30 protein-coding genes and 1 tRNA gene are annotated in these 26,187 nt (G+C 64.7%); 18 read left to right on the forward strand and 13 right to left on the reverse strand.

The genetic code is table 11. The features are described 5' to 3' along the window. Window positions 1-9: 9 nt before the first annotated feature. The 6 genes from Har1131_RS06470 to Har1131_RS06495 form a co-directional block, all read right to left on the reverse strand. Window positions 10-2,733, reverse strand: a complete 2,724-nt coding sequence (locus Har1131_RS06470) for a valine--tRNA ligase (RefSeq protein WP_151145569.1) — start codon at window positions 2,731-2,733, stop codon at window positions 10-12. 230 nt (window positions 2,734-2,963) lie between these two features. Continuing rightward, window positions 2,964-3,881: a DUF6293 family protein gene (locus Har1131_RS06475; protein ID WP_014040964.1), complete on the reverse strand. Its 918-nt coding sequence runs from the start codon at window positions 3,879-3,881 to the stop codon at window positions 2,964-2,966. Window positions 3,882-3,953: 72 nt separating this feature from the next. Next, the gene (locus Har1131_RS06480) at window positions 3,954-4,379 is read right to left on the reverse strand and encodes a DUF2892 domain-containing protein (RefSeq protein ID WP_008312632.1); all 426 of its coding nucleotides are present in this window, start codon (window positions 4,377-4,379) and stop codon (window positions 3,954-3,956) included. Window positions 4,380-4,481: 102 nt separating this feature from the next. Then, window positions 4,482-6,008, reverse strand: a complete 1,527-nt coding sequence (locus Har1131_RS06485) for a sodium:solute symporter (RefSeq protein WP_014040963.1) — start codon at window positions 6,006-6,008, stop codon at window positions 4,482-4,484. A gap of 1 nt (window position 6,009) precedes the next feature. Next, entirely contained in the window at window positions 6,010-6,219 is a 210-nt protein-coding gene (locus tag Har1131_RS06490) for a DUF3311 domain-containing protein (protein WP_004957724.1), read from the reverse strand. Window positions 6,220-6,294: 75 nt separating this feature from the next. Continuing rightward, window positions 6,295-6,639, reverse strand: coding sequence for a tRNA-binding protein (locus tag Har1131_RS06495; protein ID WP_050036887.1), 345 nt, complete (start codon window positions 6,637-6,639; stop codon window positions 6,295-6,297). Window positions 6,640-6,690: 51 nt separating this feature from the next. On the opposite strand from Har1131_RS06495, the gene Har1131_RS06500 reads away from it, so the two are divergent. Beyond that, on the forward strand, window positions 6,691-7,401 hold the full coding sequence (locus Har1131_RS06500) for a sugar phosphate isomerase/epimerase (protein ID WP_050036886.1): 711 nt from the start codon (window positions 6,691-6,693) through the stop codon (window positions 7,399-7,401). Between the two features lie 180 nt (window positions 7,402-7,581). Next, window positions 7,582-8,919, forward strand: coding sequence for a DNA primase DnaG (gene dnaG / locus Har1131_RS06505; RefSeq protein WP_050036885.1), 1,338 nt, complete (start codon window positions 7,582-7,584; stop codon window positions 8,917-8,919). Here the strand turns inward: dnaG and Har1131_RS06510 are convergent. Both Har1131_RS06510 and Har1131_RS06515 read right to left on the reverse strand, forming a co-directional pair. Then, on the reverse strand, window positions 8,916-9,332 hold the full coding sequence (locus Har1131_RS06510; protein ID WP_050036884.1) for an N-acetyltransferase: 417 nt from the start codon (window positions 9,330-9,332) through the stop codon (window positions 8,916-8,918). The genes dnaG and Har1131_RS06510 overlap by 4 nt on opposite strands. Further along, entirely contained in the window at window positions 9,329-10,687 is a 1,359-nt protein-coding gene (locus tag Har1131_RS06515; RefSeq protein ID WP_014040958.1) for a DUF92 domain-containing protein, read from the reverse strand. Before Har1131_RS06515 ends, Har1131_RS06510 begins: the two co-directional genes overlap by 4 nt. 95 nt (window positions 10,688-10,782) lie before the next feature. Between Har1131_RS06515 and Har1131_RS06520 the strand changes: the two genes are divergently transcribed. After that, window positions 10,783-11,391 carry an undecaprenyl diphosphate synthase family protein gene (locus Har1131_RS06520; RefSeq protein WP_023843370.1) on the forward strand — a complete coding sequence of 203 codons (609 nt, stop codon included), beginning with the start codon at window positions 10,783-10,785 and terminating at the stop codon, window positions 11,389-11,391. A 4-nt stretch (window positions 11,392-11,395) separates the two neighbouring features. On the opposite strand, the gene uppS is transcribed toward Har1131_RS06520, so the two are convergent. After that, entirely contained in the window at window positions 11,396-12,322 is a 927-nt protein-coding gene (gene uppS / locus Har1131_RS06525) for a polyprenyl diphosphate synthase (RefSeq protein ID WP_079980806.1), read from the reverse strand. A gap of 115 nt (window positions 12,323-12,437) precedes the next feature. Between uppS and Har1131_RS06530 the strand changes: the two genes are divergently transcribed. From Har1131_RS06530 to Har1131_RS06540, 3 genes are all read left to right on the forward strand, one after another. Beyond that, entirely contained in the window at window positions 12,438-12,632 is a 195-nt protein-coding gene (locus Har1131_RS06530; protein WP_004517065.1) for a cold-shock protein, read from the forward strand. Between the two features lie 2 nt (window positions 12,633-12,634). Continuing rightward, window positions 12,635-12,829 (forward strand): cold-shock protein, encoded by a 195-nt coding sequence (locus Har1131_RS06535; RefSeq protein WP_004591449.1) that lies wholly within the window; start codon window positions 12,635-12,637, stop codon window positions 12,827-12,829. A gap of 167 nt (window positions 12,830-12,996) precedes the next feature. Next, window positions 12,997-13,407, forward strand: coding sequence for a DUF5778 family protein (locus Har1131_RS06540; protein ID WP_151145572.1), 411 nt, complete (start codon window positions 12,997-12,999; stop codon window positions 13,405-13,407). A gap of 87 nt (window positions 13,408-13,494) precedes the next feature. Here the strand turns inward: Har1131_RS06540 and Har1131_RS06545 are convergent, their stop codons facing one another. Beyond that, the gene (locus tag Har1131_RS06545; protein ID WP_014040954.1) at window positions 13,495-13,785 is read right to left on the reverse strand and encodes a hypothetical protein; all 291 of its coding nucleotides are present in this window, start codon (window positions 13,783-13,785) and stop codon (window positions 13,495-13,497) included. A 100-nt stretch (window positions 13,786-13,885) separates the two neighbouring features. On the opposite strand from Har1131_RS06545, the gene Har1131_RS06550 reads away from it, so the two are divergent. The 6 genes from Har1131_RS06550 to Har1131_RS06575 all read left to right on the forward strand — a co-directional run bounded on the left by Har1131_RS06550 (window position 13,886) and on the right by Har1131_RS06575 (window position 18,484). Further along, window positions 13,886-14,941 (forward strand): Lrp/AsnC family transcriptional regulator, encoded by a 1,056-nt coding sequence (locus tag Har1131_RS06550; RefSeq protein WP_014040953.1) that lies wholly within the window; start codon window positions 13,886-13,888, stop codon window positions 14,939-14,941. A gap of 46 nt (window positions 14,942-14,987) precedes the next feature. Then, window positions 14,988-15,635 (forward strand): bifunctional precorrin-2 dehydrogenase/sirohydrochlorin ferrochelatase, encoded by a 648-nt coding sequence (locus Har1131_RS06555; protein ID WP_050036883.1) that lies wholly within the window; start codon window positions 14,988-14,990, stop codon window positions 15,633-15,635. Continuing rightward, window positions 15,632-16,978 carry a glutamyl-tRNA reductase gene (gene hemA / locus Har1131_RS06560; RefSeq protein ID WP_050036882.1) on the forward strand — a complete coding sequence of 449 codons (1,347 nt, stop codon included), beginning with the start codon at window positions 15,632-15,634 and terminating at the stop codon, window positions 16,976-16,978. The genes Har1131_RS06555 and hemA overlap by 4 nt, the downstream gene beginning before the upstream one ends. Before the next feature lie 41 nt (window positions 16,979-17,019). Next, the gene (locus Har1131_RS06565; protein ID WP_008312658.1) at window positions 17,020-17,298 is read left to right on the forward strand and encodes a 4a-hydroxytetrahydrobiopterin dehydratase; all 279 of its coding nucleotides are present in this window, start codon (window positions 17,020-17,022) and stop codon (window positions 17,296-17,298) included. A 10-nt stretch (window positions 17,299-17,308) separates the two neighbouring features. Further along, entirely contained in the window at window positions 17,309-17,728 is a 420-nt protein-coding gene (gene lwrS / locus Har1131_RS06570) for an LWR-salt protein (RefSeq protein ID WP_014040950.1), read from the forward strand. Between the two features lie 108 nt (window positions 17,729-17,836). Next, window positions 17,837-18,484: an HAD family hydrolase gene (locus tag Har1131_RS06575; protein WP_050036881.1), complete on the forward strand. Its 648-nt coding sequence runs from the start codon at window positions 17,837-17,839 to the stop codon at window positions 18,482-18,484. On the opposite strand, the gene Har1131_RS06580 is transcribed toward Har1131_RS06575, so the two are convergent. Further along, window positions 18,472-19,398, reverse strand: coding sequence for a molybdopterin-binding protein (locus Har1131_RS06580; protein ID WP_050036880.1), 927 nt, complete (start codon window positions 19,396-19,398; stop codon window positions 18,472-18,474). The two genes, Har1131_RS06575 and Har1131_RS06580, sit on opposite strands and share 13 nt — an antisense overlap. A gap of 111 nt (window positions 19,399-19,509) precedes the next feature. Here Har1131_RS06580 and Har1131_RS06585 point away from each other — a divergent pair, with 111 nt between their 5' ends. Genes Har1131_RS06585 through Har1131_RS06595 form a run of 3 tightly spaced genes read left to right on the forward strand, consistent with a single transcriptional unit; the run spans window position 19,510 to window position 22,429 of the window. Further along, window positions 19,510-20,286 (forward strand): GIDE domain-containing protein, encoded by a 777-nt coding sequence (locus Har1131_RS06585; RefSeq protein WP_014040947.1) that lies wholly within the window; start codon window positions 19,510-19,512, stop codon window positions 20,284-20,286. A 49-nt stretch (window positions 20,287-20,335) separates the two neighbouring features. Beyond that, on the forward strand, window positions 20,336-20,692 hold the full coding sequence (locus tag Har1131_RS06590; protein WP_014040946.1) for an Hsp20/alpha crystallin family protein: 357 nt from the start codon (window positions 20,336-20,338) through the stop codon (window positions 20,690-20,692). 18 nt (window positions 20,693-20,710) lie between these two features. After that, window positions 20,711-22,429, forward strand: a complete 1,719-nt coding sequence (locus tag Har1131_RS06595) for an AarF/ABC1/UbiB kinase family protein (RefSeq protein ID WP_129755438.1) — start codon at window positions 20,711-20,713, stop codon at window positions 22,427-22,429. 21 nt (window positions 22,430-22,450) lie between these two features. Here Har1131_RS06595 and Har1131_RS06600 read toward each other — a convergent pair whose 3' ends face one another. Beyond that, complete coding sequence (locus Har1131_RS06600; RefSeq protein ID WP_151103641.1) at window positions 22,451-22,978, reverse strand: GNAT family N-acetyltransferase; 528 nt, start codon at window positions 22,976-22,978, stop codon at window positions 22,451-22,453. Between the two features lie 220 nt (window positions 22,979-23,198). Between Har1131_RS06600 and Har1131_RS06605 the strand changes: the two genes are divergently transcribed. Further along, the gene (locus tag Har1131_RS06605) at window positions 23,199-24,617 is read left to right on the forward strand and encodes a sulfatase-like hydrolase/transferase (protein WP_050036877.1); all 1,419 of its coding nucleotides are present in this window, start codon (window positions 23,199-23,201) and stop codon (window positions 24,615-24,617) included. A 6-nt stretch (window positions 24,618-24,623) separates the two neighbouring features. Further along, complete coding sequence (locus Har1131_RS06610) at window positions 24,624-25,034, forward strand: GtrA family protein (protein WP_014040942.1); 411 nt, start codon at window positions 24,624-24,626, stop codon at window positions 25,032-25,034. Here Har1131_RS06610 and Har1131_RS06615 read toward each other — a convergent pair. After that, window positions 25,031-25,978, reverse strand: a complete 948-nt coding sequence (locus Har1131_RS06615) for a MoxR family ATPase (protein WP_008312676.1) — start codon at window positions 25,976-25,978, stop codon at window positions 25,031-25,033. The genes Har1131_RS06610 and Har1131_RS06615 overlap by 4 nt on opposite strands. Window positions 25,979-26,063: 85 nt before the next feature. Here Har1131_RS06615 and Har1131_RS06620 point away from each other — a divergent pair. After that, a tRNA-Ser gene (locus Har1131_RS06620) sits at window positions 26,064-26,148 on the forward strand. The last annotated feature ends 39 nt before the right edge of the window (window positions 26,149-26,187 follow it).

Genomic DNA, 26,187 nt, shown 5'->3' on the forward strand with positions numbered 1-26,187 from the left:
GCGGCGAGCTTACCGAACGACGACGACTGCGCTCTCGGTTTCGGTCATCTCGCCCTCGCCGGAGTAGGTCCGGGACTCCTCGACGGCGAACATCTCGTCGTCGAGTTCGACGCCGGCGACCCGCAGCGTGTCGCCGTCGATCTCGTAGTCGCCGCTCTCGATAGCGTCGTCAATCGAGCCGACTTCGCTGCCGAACTCGGGACCGACGAGCGAGTAATCGAGGTCGATGCCGCTGATTTCCGTCGTGATGTCCGGGGCCTCGTCGTAGGTGTCCAGTTGCGCCACGTGCATCGCCTCGGCGACGGCGTCCTCGAAGCCGGCGATGTGGCCGAACACCTCGACGTGGTCGAGGTCGGCGTTCAGCGGCAGTCCGTTCTCGGTCTTGTACCGCCGGAGCGCGGAGACGACCTCCATCGCCGTCTCGCCCGCTTCGAGGTCGGCATCGTAGCCGCCCGAGGTCGGCCAGTCCGTCGTGTGGATTGAGCTATCTTCCTCGTAGCACCGCTCCCACAGTTCCTCCGTGATGTGCGGGAGGAACGGCGCGAACAGTTGCAGGAAGGTCCGGTGGGCCTGCAGGAGCGTGAACTCGGTCGACGCGTCGTCACCCTCGTCTCGCGGGCCCTGCCCGCTCGACTGTTCCGAGGCGCTCCGCGCCTCGCCAGACAGCCGTTGCTTGGCGATTTCGAGGTAGTCGTCACAGAACGTGTTCCAGAAGAACGACCGGAGTTCGTTCCGGGCCTTCGAGAACTCGTAGTCCTCGAACTTCGTCGTGACTGACTCGACGGTCGCGTCCAGTTCGGCCAGCAGCCACTCGTCGACTGCGGCGAAGTCGTCTGGCTCGTCTGGCTGACTCGCAGGCGTGAGCTGGTCGACCAGCCGGGAGGCGTTCCAGAGCTTCTGGAGGAGCCGTTCACCAGCTTCGAGGTCTCCCTCCTTGTACGGGAAGTCGTCGCCGATGGAGGTGCCGGCGGCCCAGTAGCGGGTGGCGTCGACCGGGAACTCTTCAAGCACCTCGCTGGGCGGGATGACGTTGCCCTTGGACTTGGACATCGCCTCGCGGTTCTCGTCCAGCACCATCCCGTTTATCATCACGTTCTCGAATGGCACCTCGCCGGTGTGCTCGTAGCACTTGACGACGGTGTGGAACAGCCAGAACGAGATAATGTCGTGACCCTGCGGGCGCAGGTCGAAGGGGTACAGCTCGGGCAGTTCCATGGTGAACGACTCACTGTCTGCATCCCAGTCCCAGCCGGCGTTCACGAGCGGCGTCAGCGACGAGGTTGCCCACGTGTCGAAGACGTCCTCCTCGGGCGTCAGCGAGTCGTGGCCGCAGTGGGGACAGGCATCGACCGGCGGGTCGTCAGACAGCGGATCGACCGGCAGCTGCTCGCGCTCGGCCATCACGGGCTCGCCGCAGTCGTCGCAGTACCACACCGGAATCGGAATCCCCGAATCGCGCTGCCGGGAGATACACCAGTCCCATTCGAGGCCCTCGATCCAGTGCTCGTAGCGGGTCGCCATCTTCTCGGGGAACCACTCCATCTGGCGGCCGGCCTCGATGTACTCCTCTTTCTTGTCGAGTAGCTCGATGTACCACTGCTCGGTGACGAGGTACTCGACTTCCTCCTCACAGCGCTCGTGGACCTGCACGGTGTGGTCGTGGTCGCGGCTCTCCAGCAGCGACCCTTCTTCGCCGAGGTCCTCGATGATGGCCTCGCGAGCTTCGGTGGTATGCATCCCCTCGTACTCACCGGCGAGGTCGGTCATCGTCGCGGACTCGTCGATGGCGAGCCGTAGCGGCAGGTCGTGGGCCTGATACCACTCGATGTCGTTCTGGTCGCCAAAGGTACAGCACATCACGATGCCGCTGCCGGTCTCCATGTCGACGCGCTCGTCGGCGATGATGGGCACCTCCTGCTCGAAGATCGGGACCCGCGCGGAGCCACCGACGAGGTGCTGGTTTTCGTCGTCGTCGGGGTGGACGAAGACGGCGACACACGCCGGCAGTAGCTCGGGCCGGGTCGTCGAAATCGTGAACGTCGCGCCCTCGTCGGCTGGTCCCTCGCCGGTTTCGACCAGATCGAAGGCGATGTCGTTGAACTTCGTGTGCTTGTCCTTGTCCTCCTGCTCGACCTGTGAAATAGCCGTCTCACAGTCCGGACACCAGATGGTCGGCGCGCGCTGGCGGTACTCCCGACCCTGCTCGTAGAGGTCGAGGAAGGACAACTGGGAGACTCGCTGCACGTCCGGCGCGATGGTCTTGTAGGTGTTGTCCCAGTCGATAGAAATCGCCAGCGACTGCACGTCCTCGGTGAACTCGTCCTCGAACTCCGTACACACCGTTCGGCACTTCTCCTGGAATTCTCGGCGCGGGTAATCTTGGTGGCGGATGCCGAGTTCGCGCTCGGTGAGCCGCTCCGAGGCGATGCCGTTGTCGTCGTAGCCGAAGGGGAAGTAGACGGTGTCGTCGCGCATCCGGTGGAAGCGGGCGACGAAGTCCTGCAGCGTGAACTGGTAGAGGTGGCCCATGTGGAGGTTCCCCGACACCGTCGGCGGCGGCGTATCGATAGTAAAGCGGGTGTCGGCGTCCTCGTCGTAGGCGTAGGTCTTGTCGGCGACCCACTGGTCCTGCCACTCCGGCTCTACCTCGCGGGGGTCGTACTCCCCGTCGAGGGCGTTTTCTGATTCGTCTGCGGTCGATTCGTCCTGCGGTGGGTCCTGTGTGTCACTCATATTCAAACTGTGGGTGTAACACCCGGGTCGCATCGGACTGCGGCGTGGTTATCAGCGGTGCGTGCGTCGATAGGTGGGGGTGGTGTGGGGCGTGGGGGCCCCTACACCGACGGGCGCGAGAACCAGCGTTCGGGAGAGTCGACGCACCATCTGTACAATACTCGACCTACGGCAGGATTAATGACTTCGGTTTTCGCCAGCGTCCCGACGGGCTCATACCAGCGACCAGCTCACGGCAGGTCGGACTCGCGGTGCTTGCGGTCCTCGGCGGAGTGGGCCCGGACCCACAGTTGCCCGATGCGGGAGAGCGTCGTCCGGTAGGATTTCCCGTGTTCCTCCTGCTCGATGTACCCCTTTCCGCCGGGGCCGAGCCGGTCGACGTTGTAGATGACCTTCGAGCGGAAGGAGTCGGTGTACTCCTCACCCAGATCCCGGGCCAACTGCTGGGCCAGTTCGGAGACGGACTCGAACTCGCCGTGTTCGCCCAGCGTGAAGAGGATGACCTCCTCGAAGGGCTTGACGTTCGAGAAGGAGGCGACCGGCAGTTCGACGATGTGGGAGCCGTCGATCTCCTTCGCGCCGATGGTTGTCCCCCGCTCGTCGAACTCCGATAGCAGGTCCCGCGCGGTTTCGAGTCGGTCGTCAATTCGCTCGTCGACTTCTTCGCCCGTGCGCATGTCCTCTAGCATGTCGATCTGCTTGCGCAGTTCCTCGGCGAGTTCCGTCTCCAGATACTTCTCGGGGACCGTGTAGTAGGTGTGGATGCGGTCCCGGTCGCCCTCGCGCTCGACCATGATCGAGTGGGCTGCGGTCGCAAAGGCAAACGAGACAGTCCGAGGCATCGCGGAGACGTTGACCCACACCTCGCTGCCCGCGTCGAGTTCGGCGTTGATGAGCTCGAAGGCCTGCTCGAAGGCCTCGTCGTAGTCGTACACGTCGGCGACGACGAACCGCTCGGTTTCCGCTCCGAGCAGGTTCTGGTAGTCCTTCTCTAACTTCTCGGCGAGGTTTCGCGAGTACTCGACGTTGGCCTCGCTGCCGACCGCGCCCTCGAGCAGGATGACGCGGTCAACGTCGAGTTGCTCGCGCACGAGCGGCGCGATGAGCCGGTCGTAGTCGAATCCGACCGGGACGATGTGGGTCTGCATACGTGAAAGACTGGGACGGTGATTATAAAAAGAACCAGACTCGGGCTGCCGAGCGCGTATCGGGGCGGCGCGTTACTCGCAGCTTTCGTGCACGATAGCGCCGTCATCGTTCGGCCCACGGCGCTCCCCGGGAACAATAGGGTCCTCGCAGACGGCGCAGGTCAGCTTACCGCTGGCGTGGCCGTTCGAGGCCTCGGTATCGCCGGAGGAGGTGAAGTCCACGCTCACGTCCGTCGACTCGTCGGCTGCCGGCTCGTCGTCCGCATCCGGGGCAAACACGTCGTCGTCATCGGCCGACGTGTCGATGTCGAGCGTATCGTTGAACCCACAGTAGCCTGTCGAGGCGTTGAATCCCAGGCCGAGCGCGCCGATTCCGGCGAGCAGGCCGCGCTTGCGCTTCCCGCTGCGAAGCCAGCGCAGGGAGACGATTGTCAGAACGACTGCCAGCACCGCTCGGATCAGGCGGTCGCGACCGCCGACGTTTTGGTCGGAGTCCATACCGGCACATTGGTCTGGACGCTTTTGTAGGTTTACATGTCTGCCGGCGGCCGCCGTCCAGTGGTTGCCGTGCCGGAGGGCGGCACGCAGACCGACCGTGTCTCAGTCGCTTTCGATACCGGTGACGGCGTAGGCAGTGCGATTCTCGGTCGCGGCGGGGGCAGTCACCAGCGAGACGGCGACTGTCAACACGAGACCGACCAGAATGCCGACGATGCCGGGCGTCCAGCCCAGGTACGCTGTCGGCAGGGCGACGTCGAGGCCGACCAGTCCCCCAACCGTCGCAATGACCGGGAAGACATGCAGGCCGTAGAACACCTGACTACCCACCACGCCGGCGTACATCCCGGTGCGTGTGGTTCCCTGCCAGTACAGCGCCAGCGCGACTGGGACAGTTAGCTGGGCGAAGCCGCTGAAGGCGGTGTCACCAATCTGGACCAGTGTCCCCGGCGTGTAGAGGCTCGCAATGAACGAGAGGGTGGCGAAAGCGACCACACCGAGGCGGGCGACGAGCGCCTCGCGACGGTCGGTCGCCTCGTCGCTGGCATCGTCGCGGCCGGTCAGCGGCCGGTAGAGGTCACGGGTGAGGTACGACGACCCCGAAAGCAACATCGAGTCGCTGGAGGACATCATCGCGGCCATCGCGCCGGCGATGACCAGCGCGGTGAACCACGTCGGCGTGTACTCGCCCAGCAGCGCCGGGATGACGTTGCCGCCCTCTGGGACGGTGATACCAAGCCCGGCCGCCCACGCCCCCAGCATGAACGCCGGGACGAACAGGAGCAGGACCAGTACCGGCCAGAGCGCGAACGTGCGCTTGAGCACCTTCTTCGAGCCGGCGGCGAAGAAGCGCTGATTGATCTGCGGGAACATCGTCACGCCGAAGGCGATACTGACTGCGGTCGAGATGATGTACTGCGGCGTGTAGAGGCCGCCGCCGAGACCGACAAACGCCGGCTTTTCGGACGCCAGCAGGGCCGTCGCCTCACCCGCGCCGCCGACGGCCGACAGGACCCAGGCGACGGCGACCCAGATCAGCGAGAGCATGAACAGCCCCTGAAGCGTGTCTGTCCAGGCGACGCCGCGCATGCCCGAGAGCGCGACGTAGGCGATCATGAACAGCGTGATGCCGCCGGCTCCGACCCAGAACGGAACCGCGCCGTTCGTGAGGCCGACGATGGCCTGGCCGGCCCCCTTCTGCTGGAGCATCACGTACGGGAACAGCCAGACGAGGCTCACAGCGGCGACGACAACGCGGAGCGCCGTCGACCCGAACCGGTCGCCCAGCATCTCGCCGAGCGTCACGTAGCCGTGGCGCTTGCCGACCAGCCACTGCTTGTATCCCAGCACGTACCAGAGGACGGCGAAGATGATGCCGTCCATCAGCCCCATCACGAGAATCCACTCGGGGCCGGCGCTGAACGCGAGGTTCGGGCCGCCGAAGAAGGTAAACGCCGACAGTAGCGTCGCGAAGGTGGTAAACAACAGCACGACCGTGCCGAGCGTCCGGCTTGCGAGGTAGTAGTCCTCGGCGGTGCGCTCGGTGAGCCGGTAGGCGACTGCGCCCACCGCGAGCGCGACGACCATGTACGCGCCGACGATACCCAACTGGAGCGCAGTATCGGCCACGTCAGTTCACCTCCTCGACGCCGAGGCCCCAGTCGGTGCGCGCAAAGACAGCAAAGACGACGCTCGCAAGCGCCATCCATCCAACGTGCCACCACAGCCATACGGGCAGCCCGGCCGCGACCGTGCTGGTGTCCCAGAGGAACCACGGCACTGCCAGCGCCATCAACACGAGCGCGACGACTGTCCACCCAGCGGCCCTGACTGTACTCATATTACGACAGTCTAGCCGCTGGCGGTACTAATGGGTAACGAACCTTCACCGACAGCCGTTGAAGAACTATATTCTTCAATACACGCGGGTCCCGGGTTCGACGTCCCGTTCGGGCGTCAGGTGGACGACGCCGTCCTCGCTGTCGACCCCGGTCACCAGACACTCGCTCTCGAAGCCGGCGATTGAGACCGTCCCGAGGTTGACGACGGCAACGACCTGCGACCCGAGCAAGTCCTCAGGATCGTACACGTCTGTCAGCCCTGCGGCGGACTGGCGCGTTTCGTCGCCAAACGCCACGTCGAGCTTGTACACGTCTTTGCGGGCTTCGGGGAACGGTCCGACGTCGACGATTTCGCCGATACGCATCTCTACGTCTTCGAGGAACCGCGCGGGGTCGATCTCCGTTTCAGTGAATCCCATGCCCCCCGGTAGTCCGTCCAGTTATTTTACGACAGCGTTCGCAGCAACGGTATGCAGACAGCGATCCAGCTCTGGACGCTCCGGGAACTCCGGGAGCCGCTATCGGACGTGCTCGACCGCATCAGCGCCGCCGGCTACGACGGCGTGGAGTTCGCCGGCATCGGCGACCCGGGCGCATCCCGACGTGCGCTCGACGAGGCGGGGCTCGGTATCGCCGGCGTCCACGTCCAACTGGAGGACCTGCAGTCCGATTCTCGCACCGTTGAGAATCAGGCCCGGACGCTCGACGCGCCGTCCATCGTCCTTCCGTATCTCGATGACGACCATTTCGCGAGCGAGCGCGCCGTCGAGTCGACCGCGACGCTGCTCGGGATGCTCGACACGGAGTTCGACCGACCCCTGCTGTATCACAACCACGACCACGAGTTCGTCCCGCTCGGCGATGGCACCGCCTTCGACGCGCTCGTCGACCGGACGACGATCGACTTCGAGTTCGACGCCGGCTGGGCGCACGCGGCGGGTCAAGACCCTGCCGCCCTGATTCGGCGACTCGACGGGCGCGTTCCCGTCGTCCACCTCAAGGACATGACAGAGGACGGGGAGCCGACCGCTCTCGGCGAGGGGGTCGTCCCGCTCCAGGCCGTGGTGGATGCGGCCCGCGAGGCCGGGACTGAATGGCTCGTTTTCGAACACGACGACCCCGAGGACCCGGTCGACGCCATCCAGGCGGGTATCGGCGGTATGCGCCCGTTGCTGGAGTGAGTGGCTGACCCGTCTGGTGCACAGCGATCCATCGAGGCAGTGTCGGCTCGAAAGTCAACTGAGTGAGGTTTTCCTCCACCGACTCGCGTGCGCAAGGTTATTCCGCTGTACTTCCCAACATCAGTATAGTGACAGCAGTCCGTCGGAACAGCGTTCGACGGGCTGGAAAACAGGACAATCATGCAAGATACGGCGAAATATCTGATACATGCCGACATCACGGCGGCGGGAGTCGTCGAGCGGAGCGACGTCGTCGGCGCGGTGTTCGGCCAGACGGAAGGGCTACTCGGCGACGAACTGGACCTGCGGGACCTGCAGGACTCGAAGAAGGTCGGCCGCATCGACGTGGAGATACGCTCCGAAGGCGGACAGTCCTTCGGCGAGATCACCGTCGCGAGCGGTCTCGACAGAGTCGAGACAGCGATCCTCGCCGCAGCACTGGAGACCATCGAACAGGTGGGGCCGTGTCGCGCCGAAATCGAGGTCTCAGAGATAGAGGACGTACGCAGCGCCAAGCGGCGCGAAGTCGTCGAGCGCGCGACGGAACTCCTGAACGACTTCGAGGAGAAGTCGATCCAGACCGCGGACATCGTCGAGACGGTCAGACAGCAGGTCCGGGTCGCCGACGTGACCGACTACGAGGGACTCCCGGCCGGCCCGCGGGTGGCCGACTCCGACGCGATTGTCGTCGTCGAGGGTCGCTCGGACGTGATGCAACTGCTCAAATACGGCATCAAAAACGCCGTCGCAGTCGAGGGAACGGACGTCCCCGACGCCATTGCGGACCTGACGGCCGGCCGGACGGTGACCTCGTTCCTCGACGGTGACCGCGGCGGGGACCTCATTCTGAAGGAACTCGCGCAGGTCGGCGACGTTGACTATGTCGCTGTCACTCCCACCGGCAAGTCCGTCGAGGACCTCTCACGCAGCGAGGTGATGTCGGCGCTCCGGGACAAGGTTCCCTACGAGACGGTCGCAAGCGCCAAGAGCCTCGACAGCATCCGCGAGGAGATGTCCCATCCCGAGGAGTCGACGACCGCTGACGGCGGTGCCGTGGCGGCCGCGACGTCGGAGGACACCGCAGACAGCCAGCCCGCGCCCGCTCCGCAGGCCGGGTCGGCGCAGGCCGAAACGACCGAGGGGGCGACGAGTGTCGCGGACAACTCGAACGCAACCGCTGTGGCGGATGCCGCAGCCGACGAGGAGTCGACCGAAAGCGGCGACGGACCGACCATCCCCTCGCTTTCGGACCACATCGAGGCCGTCATTCAGAACCACAGCGGGACGGCCAGGCTGGTCGACGAGGACGCGACGCTGCTCGCTGAAGGCGATGCTGATACCGTCGTCTCGCTGCTTGCAGCCGCTGAGGCCGTTCCCAAGACCGTCGTCATCGATGCCGACTGCACGCAGAAGCTCCTCGACGTTGCCGCCCAGCGCGGCGTCGATGTCGTCGTCGCTGCCGGCCACGGCGAGTACGTCAAACAGCCGACGGCCGTACAGGTTCGCATCGAGGACTAGAGTTCGCGAACGAGCAACACACCGTCGCCGTCGTCGTAGTGGTCGGGTAGCTCGTCGGCGACCGAGAACCCGAACCCGTCGTAGAAGGAGCGCGCTCGCTCGTCGTCAGCGCGCGCGGTGAGTCTCGCTGTTTCGAACCCACCAGTCCGGAGCCTGTCCAGAAGCCCGTGCATAAGTGTCGTCCCGAGGCCCTGCCCCTGTTTGCCGGGCGTGATGGCGAACTCCGCCAGGTACGCGACCGGGTGGTCCGGCACGACAAGCGCGTAGCCGAGCGGTTCGCCGATATCGAGGACCAGCACGAGCGGCGGGCCGTCGATTCCGACGCCGAGGAGCTCCGGCCACGGCTCGTCGAGCGCGTCCGTCTGGATGGCCCGAAGACGAACCTCGTCTTCGGAACGAGCCTCCCGGATCATAGGAGGCCGGCGGTCAGCACGACGCCAGCGCCGGTCAGCGCGGCCGCCAGGGTCGCGAGCATGTTGACGCCCTGGTTGCCGACGACCGAGCCCTCGACGGTCGCACCCAGCAGGCTGTCGACGGTCATGCCGACCAGTCCACACAGGAGGATGACGCCGCTGCCGACTGTACTGATGTCCTGCGTGAGCGCGGCGATGCCAGCGATGATGCCTGCCCCGATGGCCCCGGCGGCCACGCCCTGCCAGGTGACGCCGCCGTCAGTGCCCGGCTCGACTGGTTTGAGCGTCGTAATGAGTCGCGGGTTGTCGTAGAGCCCGCCGAACTCACTGGAGAACGTGTCGGTCATCGCGGCGGCGACGGCCCCGGCGAAGGCATAGAAGAACAGCAGCGGGTCGACGGCGATGTGGCTCGGACTCGCCGCCGCGGCGACGACGGCGAACAGCGCGACGATGGAGTTCGCGAGCACGTTCCCGCTCCCGCGTGCGCCCTCGTTCTCCTCGGCGATGCCGCGGTCCAGTTTCTCCTCGTAGCGGAACTTCGTCGAGAGGCCACCGAGCGCGAAAAAGGAAATCAGCATGGCGAACCAGCCGAAACCGCCGAGAACGATGGTCAAAAACGAGAGGAGAACGCCGGTGAGCATCCCCGGGAGGGACGCCGTGTCGAGCGCGTAGGAGAGATAGCCGAGCAGTACTGTCACGGCGAGCGCGATGACGACGCGCTGTGCAGTCACCGACGGGTCGAGTTCGAAAAACAGCCACAGCAGCAGTCCCACCGTGAGCATCACCAGCGGGTCGTCCCGTTCGAACAGGACCGAGCGAAGCAGGGCAGCGACGAACGCGCCGCTGGCGGCGAGAAACAGCACGAGTGGAATGTCGACGGCGGCCGCTCCCTCGCCGACGGCGGCCTGAATCCGCGTTCCCGCCACCTGTCCCGCGACGCCGGCGACGAAGCCGACGAGCACGAAGCCTGCGGTTGCGACCACCTCGTCGGAGCGGACGGTGTAGGCGAGTCGCTGGCCGAGGTTCCCGTAGGCGACGATGACGACGACGCCGACGAACACCGGCACCGGTAGACTGAATCGGACGGCAAGCAGCGCGAGCCCGGCGGCGGCAAGCGAGAAGGCCGCCAGGCCGTACAGTTTCCCGTCCTCGTAGTCGCCGGGACGGGCGAACAGGTCGAACAGCCGCGAGTCCTGCCCGATGACCGTCACGCCGAGCGCGGCGACGAGGACGAAGGGTGCGATAGCGGCGACAGTCGCGAGTTCGAGCGAGCGAAAGCCCGTTGCGGCCGGGACGGCGACCGCGAGGGTCCCCACGGCGGCGAACGCGCCTGCCCGACGGACTGTGCCAGTCACGTCCCACCGGTATCCCCGAGAGGCACTTACCCTTTCCGAACTGCGGAGGCGACGGTACCGTGAGATTTACTGGGGCTGTCAGCATACCGGCGGGCGTGGGACTATACGACCGATATCTCGCGATGCGCGTTCGGCGCAGCGACGCCGACCTGCCCGAGACGGTCGCGCTGGTGATCACCGAGCGGGACCTCCTGGGAGACGGTGCATACCGGACCTTAGAGCGATTCTTCGACTGGGCCGTTCAGTACGGCACCGATACCGTCGTCGTCTACGTGAGTGTCCTCGACGAGGAAGCGATCCCGACGCTGCAGCGTGAACTCGAAAGTGTCACCGCGCCACGGGAGATAGCGGTCAGAGTACCGGACGACGAGACGACGGCCGACGCCCCGATCCAGATTTCCATCGGCCTCGGCGGACAGTCGGAGTTCGCGACGGCCGTCCAGAAGCTCGCGGAAGACGTCGATGCAGGCTCACTCGACCCGAACGATATCGACGAGGCTGCGGTCGAGGAGCATCTCGTCTTCCCGACCGACCCGGATCTGGTGATCAAGACCGGGGCCGAGCGGCTCTCCGATTTCATGATCTGGCAGTCCGTGTATTCGGAGCTGTATTTCACTGACGTGAACTGGCAGAACTTCCGGCTTCGGGATTACTTGCGGGCGTTGCGGGATTACCAGGAGCGCCAGCGGCGGTTCGGTCGGTAAGAGGTCAGTCTGCGATTTCGTACTCGTCCTCAAGTTGCTCGCGCTCGGCGCTCGGGAGCGCGTCCCGGAACCGTCCGAGCATCCGTTTGGCCGTCGGGAGTTCCGACTGCTCGATGGCACGAACCAGTGCCAGCGAGCGCTCGGCACGGGTCGTCCGCCAGGACTGCTCTCGGTTCTGGTACGTCCGAATCGCTCGCAGGAAGTCGACCTTCCGGAATTCGGGCCAGTAGGGCGTACAGAAGAACGTGGCAGCCTCGTTGCCGTTGGCGTGCCACGGCAGGAAGTTCGAGGTGCGTTCGTCACCGCCGGTTCGAACGATGAGATCAACGTCGCGGGTCGGCCCCTCGTAGAGCCGCGCTTCGATAGTCTCCGCGGAGACGTCCGTCGGGTCGAGGGTTCCGTCTTCGACGGCAGTGGCGACGTTGCGGGCCGCGCCGAGCAGTTCGGCCCGGCCGCCGTAGGCCAGCGCGATGTTGAGGTTGAGCTGGTCGTACTGGGCGGTTCGCCCTTCAGCGTAGTCGACAGCGTCTCGGACCCGGTCGGGTAGCATCTCTGTCTCGCCGATGGCGCGGATACACACGCCGGCCTCGTGGACCCGGTCGGCGTCGGCAAATGTTCGGAGCTTCTGTTCGACGAGGTCGAAGATGTGTTCGCGTTCCTCGGGGTCGCGGTCGAAGTTTTCCGTCGAGAACGTGTACAGCGTCACCTCACGAACGCCGAGTTCGTCACACCAGTTCAGCAGCGCCTCCGTTGTTTGGGCTCCTTCTCTGTGGCCTTCCTGTTTTTTGGCGCCCTGCTTTTCCGCGTATCTTCGGTTCCCGTCCATAATGACTGCGACGTGGTCGGGCGTCCCTGACAGTTCCCACTGGAGCAATCGCTCGTAGGCCGCATATCCCAGTCGCTTCCCCCTCGATAGCATCGTTGTGTACATTTCAACCACTCAATAAGGGCTTTGTGGAAGGGACTGGGTACAGTTATTTCCCACCTAATCTATCGAAATATATGCGCATAGTTTTAATATACCCCGGCTTAACGTTCAAATTGCAATGGCGACCGGTACGGTAGACTTCTTCAACGACACAGGCGGTTACGGGTTCATCGATACCGAAGACTCCGACGAGGACGTCTTCTTCCACATGGAGGACATCGACGGTCCTGACCTCGAGGAGGGGCAAGAAGTGGAATTCGAGATTGAGCAGGCCGACAAAGGCCCGCGCGCGAAAAACCTCACGCGGCTGTAACCATGGCGACAGGCACTGTCGACTTCTTCAACGATACGGGTGGCTACGGTTTCATCGAAACCGACGATGCCGACGAAGACGTGTTCTTCCACATGGAAGACGTCGGCGGCCCGGACTTAGAAGAAGGGCAAGAAGTCGAATTCGACATCGAACAGGCAGACAAAGGCCCGCGGGCGAAGAACCTCACGCGACTGTAAGCGAGACCGGCTCGCTTTTCAACGGGTTCGCGACTGACCGAGCGGCGCTACTCGGCAGCGCAGCGGCGCTGTCGCCACGCCGCCTCTCGAACCGAATATCTTCGGATAGAGCCGACCAGCGTTTGGAATCCGAAGTGTCTTAGGGACAGCAACACCGACCGCATGGTATGAGCGAGGCCGACGCACTTGACGACGACCTTTACCGCCGGACTAAACAACTGCTTGAGCCCGGCGAGATTCAGCTCAACGGCGCTGTCGTCCACACGGAGTACGACGGCAGCGACGAGATCGAGATGATGCAGGCCACCATCGAGGTCGGCGAACTCATCGCCGAAGGCGCGGGCCTGGACCCGAAGGATACGTACGTTTACTCCGGCAGCGACGACCCCGAGTTCGCGTCGAACCAGCACCAGGGCCTCACGCTGGACGGCGAGGAGTTCGTCTGGGAGTGCCAGCAACTCCTGCGTAACAGTTCCTTTGACCTGGTGTTCTACTACGAGGCCAGCGCCGACCACGACGGCATTCTCGAAGCTATCGAGGACGCCGGCTACGCGGTAACCGGTGTCGAAGGCGAGTAACCGCGTCGTACTGTCGGACGGAAGCCTTTCAAGAATGTCGCCACTCCCAGGGTTGCGAATAGCTGTACGAAGTTACGTCCAACAGTATCAGTCGCCGGCCGCCAGCCGTTCCTGGCAGTTGTGACAGTAGGTGTAGTCCGGGCCGTTCGCTGCGCCACAGATACGACAGGTCGTGGCCTCGACGGCGGCCTGTTCGAAGTAGGCGTTGAGCTGGCCGGTGTCGCGACCGTTACGTCGACCACTGAACTGCTCGACCAGCGTATCGTGTGCGGCGTAGTCCATGAGCCGGAACATCAGCACGAACCACAGCGGTACCCCTATCAGGACAAACAGGTAGACCAGCAGCCGGACCGCCAGCTCGGCTGTCGAGATTGCCACGCGCGGGTTAGGGGCGCAAGGGGGTAAAACGCTCCGGCGACCCGGACATGGTACCGGCTGTCCCGGACTGTTTTTATTCGCAGGCCCCCCAGCTTTCGGCATGAGCGAAGACCTCGGGACGGTAGACCGGGCGGTGTTGAACGCCTTCCAGGGCGGCTTCCCGGTCGTCGAACGGCCGTTCGAACCGGCCGCGGCGGCCCTCGCCGACCACGGCGTCGACATCGACGCGGACGAGCTGTTAGCGCGTGTACAGGACCTCGACGACGCGGGCGTTCTCACGCGGTTCGGGGCACTCATCAACGCCGAAGCTATCGGCGGTACCGCCACCCTTGTCGCAACTCACGCCCCCGAGGACAGCTACGACGAACACGCCGAGATGATAAACGCGTACCCGGAGGTCGCGCACAACTACGAACGCGAACATCCGCATCTGAACATGTGGTTCGTCCTCTCGGTGGCAGAGGAAGGCCGGGTTGAGGAGGTCCTGGCAGAAATCGAGGCCGAAACCGGCGAGGAGACGTACAACCTCCCGAAACAGCAGGAGTTCCACGTCGGCGCGAAGTTCCCCGTCGAGGGGCCACAGACGCAAGATATCGACTGTTCGGACCTGGGGCCGGACGTGACGCCGACCGACAGCCAGTCCCTGACCGCCGACGAACTGGACCTCGTGCTGGAAATCCAGGACGGCCTGCCGATTACCGCCACGCCCTACGCCGACGTGGCCGACGAAATCGACGCCGACGTCGACTGGGTGCTGGAGACGATACAGCGGTTCAACATGGAAGGGAAGGTCCGCCGCGTCGGGGTCATCCCGAACCACTACGCGCTCGGCTACAGCGAGAACGGGATGACCGTCTGGGACGTCCCCGACGAGGTCATCGACGAGGTCGGCCCGGCTATCGCCGAGTTCGACTTCGTGACCCACTGCTACGAGCGGCCGCGCCACGACGGCGTCTGGCCGTACAACTTCTTCGCGATGACCCACGGGCGAAGCGAAGCGGAGAGCCAGGAGCGCATCCAGCAGGTCCGCGACCGGATGGCCGACCACTGGGACGTGTCCGAGGACGACTGGGACACGCTGTTCTCGACGCGCATCCTGAAGAAGACGGGAATCAGGCTGGACGAACGAGCGCGGCAGAACACAGAGACGGCGTGACCGTGTCCGCTTGGTGTAGCAGCGCCAGATCAGGAGGGGAGCACCGATGATTCCGCTCATGCACGACTTCGAGGGCGAGACAGTGCTCGTCGTCGGCGGCGGTCCGGTCGGTGCGCGCAAGGCCCGAACGTTCGCCACGGAGGCGAGCGTCGTCGTCCTCAGTCCCGAGTTCGCCGACCGGGCGTTCGCGGACGCCGAAAAGGTCCGGGCCGCCCCGGACCCCGAGGATGCCGAAGAATGGGTCGAGCGGACCGACCCGGCACTGGTCGTCGCCGCGACGGACGACTCGGCCCTGAACGACGCCTTCACCGCGGTTGCCGAGGAGCACGGCGCGCTCGTCAACCGTGCCGACGACCACGGTGACCAGTCGTTCGGCAATGTCGTCGTCCCGGCGACAGTGCGGGACGACCCGGTGACGCTGGCGATTGCGACCGGCGGGCGCGCGCCGGCGCTGTCGAAACACCTCCGCGAGCGTTTCGAAGACGAGTTCGGAAACGCCGGTCTGATGGCGGAACTCGTTGGTGACCTCCGTGAGGACCTTCGCGACCGGGGCGTCCCGCCGGCCGAACGGCGTGACGCCGTCAGGTTCGTTGTCAGGTCACGGGAAGTTTGGAAGGCTTTAGATAGTGGCAGGTACAAGGGAGAGCAAGTAGCTAGAGACGTGATCGGAGAGTTACCTGGTGATCAAACGTGAGAGGGGACACTGGTGCAATCGTTGGGGTCTGTATCTCCCATGAACGCGCAAGCGTCGACCAATTAGAGACCGCTGCGGCGGACAGCGAGCGCCACGCCGTCGAATCCCTGCTCGCCAACCCAGAGGTCGAAGAGGCGATTGCGCTACAGACGTGTAACCGTACCGAGGGGTACGTCGTCGTCTCTGATCACGCGGACGGGCTCGACGCGCTCGAACTGTTCACCCGCGCCGTGCCCGAAGATGTCGTCGTCGAGATGGGTCACGAGGAGAGCCTCCGTCACTTGCTCCGGGTAGCCGCCGGGCTCGAATCGATTGTGCTGGGCGAGGACCAGATCCTCGGCCAGCTCCGGACCGCCTACGAGACAGCCCGCGGCGTTGGCGGCATCGGGCCGATGCTGGAAGACGGTGTCACGAAAGCGATTCACGTCGGCGAGCGCGCCCGCACGGAGACGAAGATCAACGAGGGTGTCGTCTCGATTGCCTCCGCCGCGGTTCGCTTGCTCAAACAGGAGAGTTCGCTGACTGACGGGACAGCGCTCGTCGTCGGTGCCGGCGAGATGGGCCAACTCGCTGCGGATGCGCTCAGCGAGGAGGTAGAACGGCTGCTCGTGGCTAATCGGACAGTGCCACACGCGGAGCACGTCGCCGAATCGGTCGACATCGACGCCAGTGCGGTTGCGCTCGACGGCATCGAAGCGGCCGTTTCCGAGGCCAGTGCCGTCATCTCGGCGACGGGGAGCGGCGACCAGGTGTTCGATATCGGGACCTTCAGCGATGCCGGTGACGTATCTATCGTCGATATTGCCCAGCCGCGTGACGTTCCGGCCGGCGCGGACCGACTCCCGTCAGTGACGGTGTACGACCTCGACGCGCTGGAGTCGGTGACCGCCGAAACGCGGAACAAGCGGCAGCGAGCCGCCGAGGCAGTCGAACGCATCGTCGACGAGGAGTTCGACCGCCTGCTCACGCAGTACAAGCGCAAACGCGCCGACAGGGTCATCTCGACGATGTACGAGAGCGCCGAACAGGTCAAGGCGGCCGAGATAAACAGCGCGCTCTCGGCGGCTGACTTCGACGATGACCAGGCGGAAGTCGTCGAAGCGATGGCCGACGCCATCGTCTCGCAGATCCTCGCCGCGCCGACCAAGAGCCTGCGCGACGCCGCGGAGGAGGACGACTGGTCGACGATTCATACGGCGCTCCAGTTGTTCGACCCGGACTTCGGCGGCCCGGACCAGGTCACCCCGCCCGAGTTCACCCAGGGCATGTCGGTCGACGACATCCCCGACGGCATGCGCGACGAGATCCCGAACGCGATGCTCGACCGACTCTCTGACGACTGACCACGCCCACCTTTTTGCCCACGCCGTCCGACGTATCCGATATGGCAGACCTGCTCTCTGATGCAGAGATTAGCGACCGGCTACCCGAGGAGTGGACCCGCGACGGCGACGAAATCGTTCGCGTCTTCGAGTTCGACGGCTATCTGGACGCGTCGGGCTTTCTGAGCGCCGCCGCTGGCCTCGCCGAGGACGCGTGGCATCACCCGGAGATGACCATCCGCTGGGGCGAGGTCGAAGTCCGACTCACGACCCACGACGCCGGTGGCATCACCGAGAACGACATCGATCTCGCCGAGCGGCTGAACGGCATCCACGACTGACGGTGTGACCGTGGACACCGCCGATGGACTCGCGTCGCTCCGGCCGACCGACCCCGAGGGGGCGACCGCACGGTACGTCTTTCGGGTCGAAATCCGGCTGGAGCCGGACGCGGATGGGCTGTGGACTGACCCCGACCGGTTCGAGACGACGCTGTATCGAGCGGCCGACACCCCGGGGACCGGCGGCTGGCTGTTCTTCCGGGACACGCTCTGGCGGGGCGAACTGGCCGACGAACCGCACTTCCGTCGGCTTGTCGAGGACGAACTCGGCTGCCCGGTCGTCTCGGCGTCGTTCCGTGAACTCCGGACCGAGGAGGCGTACCTCGACGCGCTACAAGCCGAAATCGCCGACGACCTGGCCCTGTTCAACGCTGATTCGGTCAGCGAAGTGCTCAACAAGTACCTCGGCAGTTCGATCCGTGTGGCGTGAAAAGAAACGTCGCTGCGTAGTCAGTGTTTACAGCGGTGTTATACGCATCAAAACTGGTAGTAGGGCCCGAAAGACTTTATTAGAAAATCCCCAATAAAATCACCCCTCATGACCACCGACTATGATTTCTGGCTGTTCGACCTCGATGGGACGCTCGTCGACATCGAGCCAGCCTACCCCCGGAAGGTGATGGGTGCTGTCGGCGACCGCCTCGGCGTCGAGTTCACCGACCGGGAACGGGACGCGCTCTGGTACGGATTCGGTGGGACTCGGTCACAGACACTCGCAGAGCGCGATGTCGACCAACAGGAGTTCTGGCGGCTGTTCCACGAGGAGGAAGACCCTGTCGCCCGGGCCGAGGCGACGTATCTCTACGACGACGCCGAGGCGTTCCTCGCCACCCTCGACACACCGGTCGGACTGGTCACACACTGCCAGCAGTACCTCACCGAACCGGTGCTTGCCCATCTCGACATCGCCGACTGGTTCGAGACGGTCGTCTGCTGTGACGACGACATCGGCTGGAAGCCCGACCCCAAGCCGGTGGAGTTGGCGATGCGGGAGATGGATGTCTGGTACAACGGTCACAGCGGCGTGCTGGCCGGGGACAATCCGTCAGACATCGGTGCAGCGTGGAACGCGGGCCTCGACGGGGTCCACGTCGGTCGGCGGTCCCCGGCGGAGATGGGTCGGTGCGTGCGCGGCGACAGGCGCGTCGCCTCGCTGCTCGATCTGGCGTCGTCTCAGGGGAGGTAGTCCCAGTTTTCCACGGTGACAGTCGTTCCGGCATCGATACCAGTTTCGTCTGCAGGCACGGATACCCAGCCGTCGGCTCGGGTCGCCGTGGCAAGGTCAGCGCCCGGCAGTGGCGCCGCTGTCCCGTCGGTCACGGTGACCGGCACGAACGAACGGACGGATGCAGGGCTGTCTACCCCGTCGCTCAGTGAGGCTGATTGGTGGGGGTGATCCGACAGCGGTGCATCGGCAAACGCCTTCAGTAGCGGACGAAGGAGTTGTACCGCGCCGACGCGGGCTGCACTCGGCGACTCCGGCAACAGCAGGACCGGGCGGTCCTCGACGACGGCGACTCCCGTCCGCTGGCCGGGGTCGATATCGACGTAGTCGGTGAACACTTCGCCGAGGTCCGCAACGACCTCTCGAAGCGTGTCCCCCGGCTCGGTCCCGGTGATGACGAGCGCATCACGGGTGAGGTCGCGCTGGACGGCCATCCGGAGCGCCGGTGCGTCGTCGGCGACGGGGTCCCGGTAGGTCACTTTCCCGCCCCACCGGTCGGCGTACTGCGCCAGCGTGAACCCCGCTGTCTCGACCTCGCGGGCCGCGCTGGCAGCCGCTCGGAGTTCGTCGCCCGTCGGTACGATTCCGACCTGTGGTCGCTGGCGGACGAGCAGTTCGGAGACGCCGCTTGCCCGCAACAGTCCCACATCGCCGGGCCGTACCTGATGCCCCTGCTGGAAGACGGTGTCGTCGACCGAGATATCCGCCGCTTCCACGGGTTCGTTCGCCGTCGCATCTGTCGCCAGCACTCGTCCGACAGCGACGGAGAGCGGAATCCTGTCTGTCCGGTCGACGGGGACAGCGAAGCTACCGAGCTGTCTGCGGGCAGTCTCCAGCGCGAGCGACTCGGCCTCCGACGGCGGGGAGCCAGCCATACCCTTGCTAGTGGGTACTGTGGCAAAAACGCCCCGAGTGGCCACGTCCCATCAGTCGCTCGCCTACATGGACTGGGAACGCTTTTGTTCGGTCCGACGCGGAGTGGCCGTATGGTCCTCCCGCAACTGGTCGCCATCGTGTTCCTGGTCATCGGCGGCTTCGTCCTCCTCCGCGGTGGCCGGGAACTCCGAACGGTGTTTCACATCCTCCGGAACGATCCAGTCCCGGTGCGCTCGCTCGACGGGCACTCCGGTCCCGTCGAAATCACCGGCACAGCCGTTGCCGACGAGGACGCCGGAACCGTCACGGCTCCCTTCACCGGCAGCGAGTGTCTGGCCTACACCTACGAGGTCGAGGAGTATCGGTCGTCGGGGAAACACTCCAGCTGGGAGACGCTAGACGAGGGGCAGGCCGGCGTCGACTTCATCGTCGACGACGGGAACGCTCGCGTCCGCGTGAATCCCGACGGCGCGGACGTACGGTTCGAGTCCCAGTCCGTGACGGTATCCCCCGGGACTGAACTCCCCGAGCGCCTGGCCGGCTACGTCGAGCGAACGGATGCCGTCGAGGCACAGGACGGATCCGTGAATCTGCTCGTCACTGAGATCAGTCTGGGGAACAAACAGCGCTTCACCGAGCGTCGGCTGGATGTCGGCGAGGACGTGTACGTCTACGGCCAGGCGATGCGCGGCCCCGCATCGGAGTGGGGAAGTAATCTGGTCGACGCCGTCGTCGGGGATGGCGATGGGACGCCGGTGTTCGTCATCTCCGACACCAGCGAGCGTGGCACGGCCCGACGGATTGTTCGCGGCGCTATCGCTGAAACTGTGTTCGGACTAGCGGCTGTCCTCATCGGTGCTGCCGTCCTCCTCTCCGTACCCCTGTAGAGTAGCAGAGACCGTCGGGTTTACCACTGCGTACCACTTAGACAGGCGTATGCCAGCCCTGCGTGAAGCGCTTCGGGATCTTCCCGACGCCGTGTTCGCGGACGTGCTCGAATCCGAGGACGAATACCTGCTCGTGCTCGACCTGCCGGGTGTGACCGCGGACACAATCGACGTGACCGTTGAAGGGGGCCGCCTTCGTATCGACGGGCAACGGACCAAAGACGTGCCCGGGGAGTTCACGTTCGTCCGCGAGGACCGCTCCGTGTTCCTCGACGCCGAGCTCCCGCTCCCGCCGGACACGACCGGGCAGGGCGGGGAGGGGACCGTGGAAAACGGCGTCCTCGAGCTCCGCCTGCCGAAGGCGACAGCCGCACCGAGCACTACAATCCCGATCGACGGGGACTGACCCAGAGGTGGCAAGCCGGTGAACCTTCGCGCGTACTGGCGGTTCCTCGTCGTCGCTCGCCACTTCCTGCCCCTGTTGGTCGCGTACGCACGAGACCGAAAGCGGTTCTTCGTGGTCGGCTCGTCGCGCCGTGTCACGCCTGAACAGCGTCGCAAACGTGCACAGCAACTGCTCGACTCGCTGCTGACGCTCGGCCCGACGTTCATCAAACTCGGACAGATACTCTCGACCCGGCCGGACGTCCTGCCGCCGGAGTACATCGAGGAGTTCTCGAAGTTGCAGGACCGCGTGCCACCGGCGGACTGGGACGAGGCACGGGTCGTCATCGAGGACGAACTGGGCTCCGTCGACGACCGCTTCGACGAGTTCGAGACAGAGGCGATAAGCGGCGCGTCGCTCGGCCAGGTGTATCTGGCGGAGGTCGACGGCGAGAAGGTCGCCGTCAAGATCCGCCGGCCCGGTATCGAGACGCTCGTCGAGGCCGACCTGCGGGTCGTCCGCTGGTCGCTCCCGCTGTTGATGTATTTCATCGACGACTCCCGGTCGTTCTCGCTTGAGACGCTAGCCGACGAGTTCTCGAAGACCATCCGCGAGGAGATGGACTACCAGCGAGAGGGGCGGATGCTCACCGAAATTCGGGAGAACTTCAGGGACAACGACCGCATCTGCATCCCCGAAGTCAAGGAGTCTCACTCCACCCGGCGCGTCCTGACGATGGAGTACGTCCCCGGCACGAAGATCAACGACATCGACAGCCTCGACGCGGGCGGTATCAACCGGACGGAGCTGGCCGAGACGCTCCAGCGGGCGTACCTGCAGATGATTATCGACGATGGCGTGTTCCACGCCGACCCACATCCCGGGAACCTCGCCGTGCAAGACGACGGGACGCTCGTCTTCTACGACTTCGGGATGTCCGGTCGAGTCGACCCGTTCGTGCAGGACAAGATCATCGACTTCTACGCCGCCGTCGCCGATCAGGACATCGATGCCATTCTCGATGCCCTCATCGAGATGGGGACGCTCTCGCCGGAGGCCGACCGGCAGGTGATGGGCGACGTGATGGAACTGGCTATCGCCGACGCCCGTGGCGAGGACATCGAGCAGTACCGCGTCCAGCAGATCATCCAGCAAGTCGAAGACACCATCTACGAGTTCCCGCTTCGACTGCCGGCGAATCTGGCGCTCGTGTTGCGTGTCGCCACGGTCGTTGAAGGCGTCTGTGTCACCCTCGACGAGGACTTCGACTTTATCGGCGTTGCGACCGACTATCTCCGCGAGGAGGGGTATCTCGCCGAGGGCGTTCGGAACTTCGTCGAGGACCGAGCGACCGAAGTGTCCGACGCCGCTCGGTCGGCCGTCCGTATCCCGCCGAAACTGGAGTCCGCCCTCGACAGAGTCGAGCGGGAGGACTTCCGCGTACAGGCCGACATTGAGGACTCCGATGGCCTGCTCGCGACGATGACAAAGCGGCTCATCCTTGGGATGTTGCTCGCAAGCACGCTGTTTTCGACAGCGTTCCTGTACACGCAGGCGTCGCTGCCGGCCACTGGTGTCGGTATCGCTGGAACTGTCGGCCTGTCACTGGCGCTGTGGTGGTCGTTCCGCTCGAAAAAGGCCGTCCGCGCCAAGCCGCAGTTCACGCGACAGAGTATGCGTGAGCAAGACAGGGAGAGCCCGGGCGGGCTCAACACCTCCTTCGGCGAGGACACCGACGACGCCTACAGCGGTGACTGAACGCCGCGTCCGATTGTTGGGTCAGAGCCGTTTCTCGAAGTGGACGAGTTCGTACTCGCCCTGTGTTGACTGGTCTACCTCCTGATATCCTTCGTCGCGGTAGAACGCGACCGCGGCGGGCTGGCTCTGTGATGTCGTCGCAAGCAGGACCTCGTATCCCTGCTCGACCACTTGCTGTTCGAGTTTGTCGAGGAGGCTCCGACCGTAGCCACGTCGTTGCCGGGACGGAGCCACCCGCATCCGGTGGAGTTCGGCCGCGCCGGGGACGGTTCGCTCGTCCGCGTGCCCGACTTCATTCGGGAGGAACCCGCCCATCGCGGTTAGGCCGCCGTCGAACGTCTGTGGGAGGTCATCGTCGGCATCGGGAACGACGCCGACGAGAAACGCGCCGCCGGTGTCGAAATACCGCGTCTCGATGTTTTGCAGGTCCGACGTTCCGGGGATGTCACTGGGGTCATTGCCGGTCGCTCGCATTGCCCACTCGTGGAGACACCAGACAGCGTCGGCGTCCCGGTCGTCGTAGGACCGAAGCTGAATGGAGTTGGTCATCGAATATGTTCTGGACAGCACATTATCGGAGAACGGGTTTAATTCTACCTTATCAGAGTATGGTTCTATTATAGCCCCCTGAATTTATCCGGAACGTTCAGTATTCAGTGTCTGGTATAGGGGGTATGAGAAAATACGGTGGCACGTACCGGGTGCAAACCCCGGATCGCGGACGCGATACGTCGATACCATTACGATCACGGAGGAGTGTGGGCCGACAATGACGGCCCCGGCAACGAACAACGTGGTGCTGGTCACGGTTGATTCGCTGCGAGCGGACGCACTGGGTGGCGCTGACAGCGTCTCCCCAGTCCTGGACTCGCTCGCTGAGTCGGGCGTTGTCTTCGAAAACGCCGTCGCACAGGGGAACTGGACGCCGTTCTCGTTCCCGTCCATCCACGGCTCGCGGCCGGTGTTCGCTGAGAGCGACGACATCGGTCTGGCGTCGACGCCGACGCTGGCCGAGCAGGTGTCCGATGCCGGTATCGAGACGGCAGGATTTAACGCCGCAAACGGTTTTCTCACCGATCACTGGGGATACGACCGCGGGTTCGACGAGTTCGAGCCGTTCGTCGACAGCGGCGGCTACAGCAAGTACTTGGCGGCCCACCCGACCATCCAGGCGTGGGTCCAACTCGGCACTTCACCGTTCCGTCGTGCTGCGACCGTCCTCAGCGGCGGGTCTGACGAACGGCCCTTCGCCGACGTGTCCCGGATGGGCGACCTCGAAGACCGCGCCACCGAGTTTCTGGCGACGACCGACGGACCGTTCTTCCTGTGGGTCCACTACATGGACACGCACACGCCGTACGTGCCAGCCCCGCGGCACATCCGCGAGGTGTCGGACAACCACTTCGGTGTCCTCCGAATGCTCACCTCCCACCTCCGAACCGGGCTGGGCTGGGAAGTCGACGACCGGACGCTGGAGACGCTCCGGACGCTGTACGAGGCGACGGTTCGGCAGGTCGACGCCAGCGTCGGTCGGTTACTCGACACCCTCGAAACAGAGGGCCATCGCGACGATACGGCCGTCGTCGTCGCCGGCGACCACGGTGAGGAGTTCCTCGAACACGGCCATCTCGCTCACTACCCCAAGCTCTATCGGGAGCTCATCGACGTTCCCTACATCGTCTCGACACCGGACAGCGAGGGCCAGTCGGTCGAGACGCCGGTCGGCCTCGACACGATCGCGCCGACGGTGTGCGATCTGCTGTCGCTCACGCCGGCGACGGAGTGGGACGGAGCGTCCGTCGCCCCGGCGATCCACGGCGCGGACATCGAGGACCGCGGCCCCATCGTCTCTGCAGCGGTCCGGGGCGAGAGCGTGACCAGCCAGCCGATCCCGCGGAGCCGCGCGGACGGGGAGCTCCTCCTCAGCGCACGCGACGAGCGCTACACGTACATCGAATTCACGGAATCGGGGCGTCAGGAACTGTACGACCGGACGAGCGATCCCGAAGAGCAGGTCGATCTGTGTTCGGACTCGGCGGACGCCGATCCGCCTGTGACCGTCCTCGACCGGCTCTCGGATGCAGTTGCCGAACACCTCGCAGAACTCGATAGCGACGGGACGGGGGCGGAAAACACCGAGGCATCTGACGAGATAACAGCACGGTTAAAGGCGCTCGGTTATCAGTAAGGCTGTATGGCGTCCGCTGTCGTCACACCGGCCCGACGACAGCAACTCGTCCGGTTCTTCCTCGTCGGTGTGTTTGCTGCGTCAATTCAGCAAGCGCTGCTATGGTTGTTCAACGATGTCGGTGGCCTGAATTACATTCTCGCGGCCGCTATCGCAATCGAGTGTACGATTCTGCTTCAGTACGTCCTCAACAACGCCTGGACGTTCCACCGGTCACAGCACTCGGATCTGCGAGAGTACGTAGTCGGGTTAGGGAAGACGAACCTCGTTCGTGGGACGGCGATCCCGCTCCAGTTGGGCCTCCTCTACGCGTTTGTCACTTGGGGCGGCGTCGTGCCGCTGGTCGGCAATGGCGGGGCTATCGTCATCACGGGTGTGTACCGGTACGCGCTTGACGCCCGCTGGACGTGGGGTTAGACGGTCGGGACGGGGACCTCGTCGAGCACGCTCTGGATAACGGTCCCCTTGTCGACTTGCTCGACGCGGGCGTCAGGCGTCAACACCAGTCTGTGTGCCAGCACTGGCTGTGCGACCCGTTTGATGTCGTCCGGTGCCACGTACTCCCGGCCCGCGATGGTCGCCATCGCCCGCGCTGCCTCGAACAGCCGCTGGGTCCCGCGCGGTGAGACCCCGACGTCCACGCGGTAATCGTCTCTGGTCGCCCGGGCGAGGGCAGCCATGTACTGCAGCAGGTCGTCGTCGACGGTAACCGTCTCCGGAACGCTCCGGAGTTCCGTGACCGACTCCGCGTCAAGTATCGGCTCCACGGTCGGACTCTGTGTCGTCCGGCCGGCACGCCGCCGGAGGAGTTCGACCTCGCCTTCGTCGTCAGGATAGCCGAGTGATGTCTTTGCCAGGAACCGGTCGACCTGCGCTTCGGGGAGTTCGAAAGTCCCCTCCATGTCGACTGGGTTCTGCGTGGCGATGACGAAGAACGGTTCGGGAAGGTCGTAGGTGTCCCCGTCGACGGTGACCTGTCCCTCTTCCATCGCTTCGAGCAGGGCGGACTGGGTCTTGGGCGGCGCGCGGTTGATCTCGTCGGCCAACAGAACGTTGGCGAACACCGGTCCTTCGGTGAATTCGAAACTCCGGGACTCCTCGTTGAAGATGTGCGTTCCCGTGATGTCGGCCGGCAGGAGGTCCGGCGTGAACTGGATGCGGGAGAACGACAGCCCCAGCGCGGTCGCGACGCTGCGGGCGGTCAGTGTCTTTCCCGTGCCGGGAACGTCCTCGAGCAGGACGTGGCCCTTCGCGACGACCCCCAGCAGCACTGTCTCGAAGAAACCGCGGTCGGCGATGACGGCACTCCCGATCTCGTCGAGGATCTGACTCGACACCTCGCTTGCCTCGGTAGCGTCCATAGCCTGTCATGTTACGGGTCCGGTAAAGGGGTGTCGAGTCTGAAATCGAAACCCCTAAAGAGCAAACGGCGGTACTGATGGGTGAGCCGAGGTAGCCTAGCCTGGCCAAGGCGGTTGCTTCGAGAGCAACTGTCCTCACGGACTCAGGAGTTCAAATCTCCTCCTCGGCGTTCTCTGCAGCCATTCCGACGAGCGCAGCGAGTCGGCAG

Source organism: Haloarcula sp. CBA1131, from assembly GCF_008728975.1.
GTDB lineage: Archaea > Halobacteriota > Halobacteria > Halobacteriales > Haloarculaceae > Haloarcula > Haloarcula hispanica.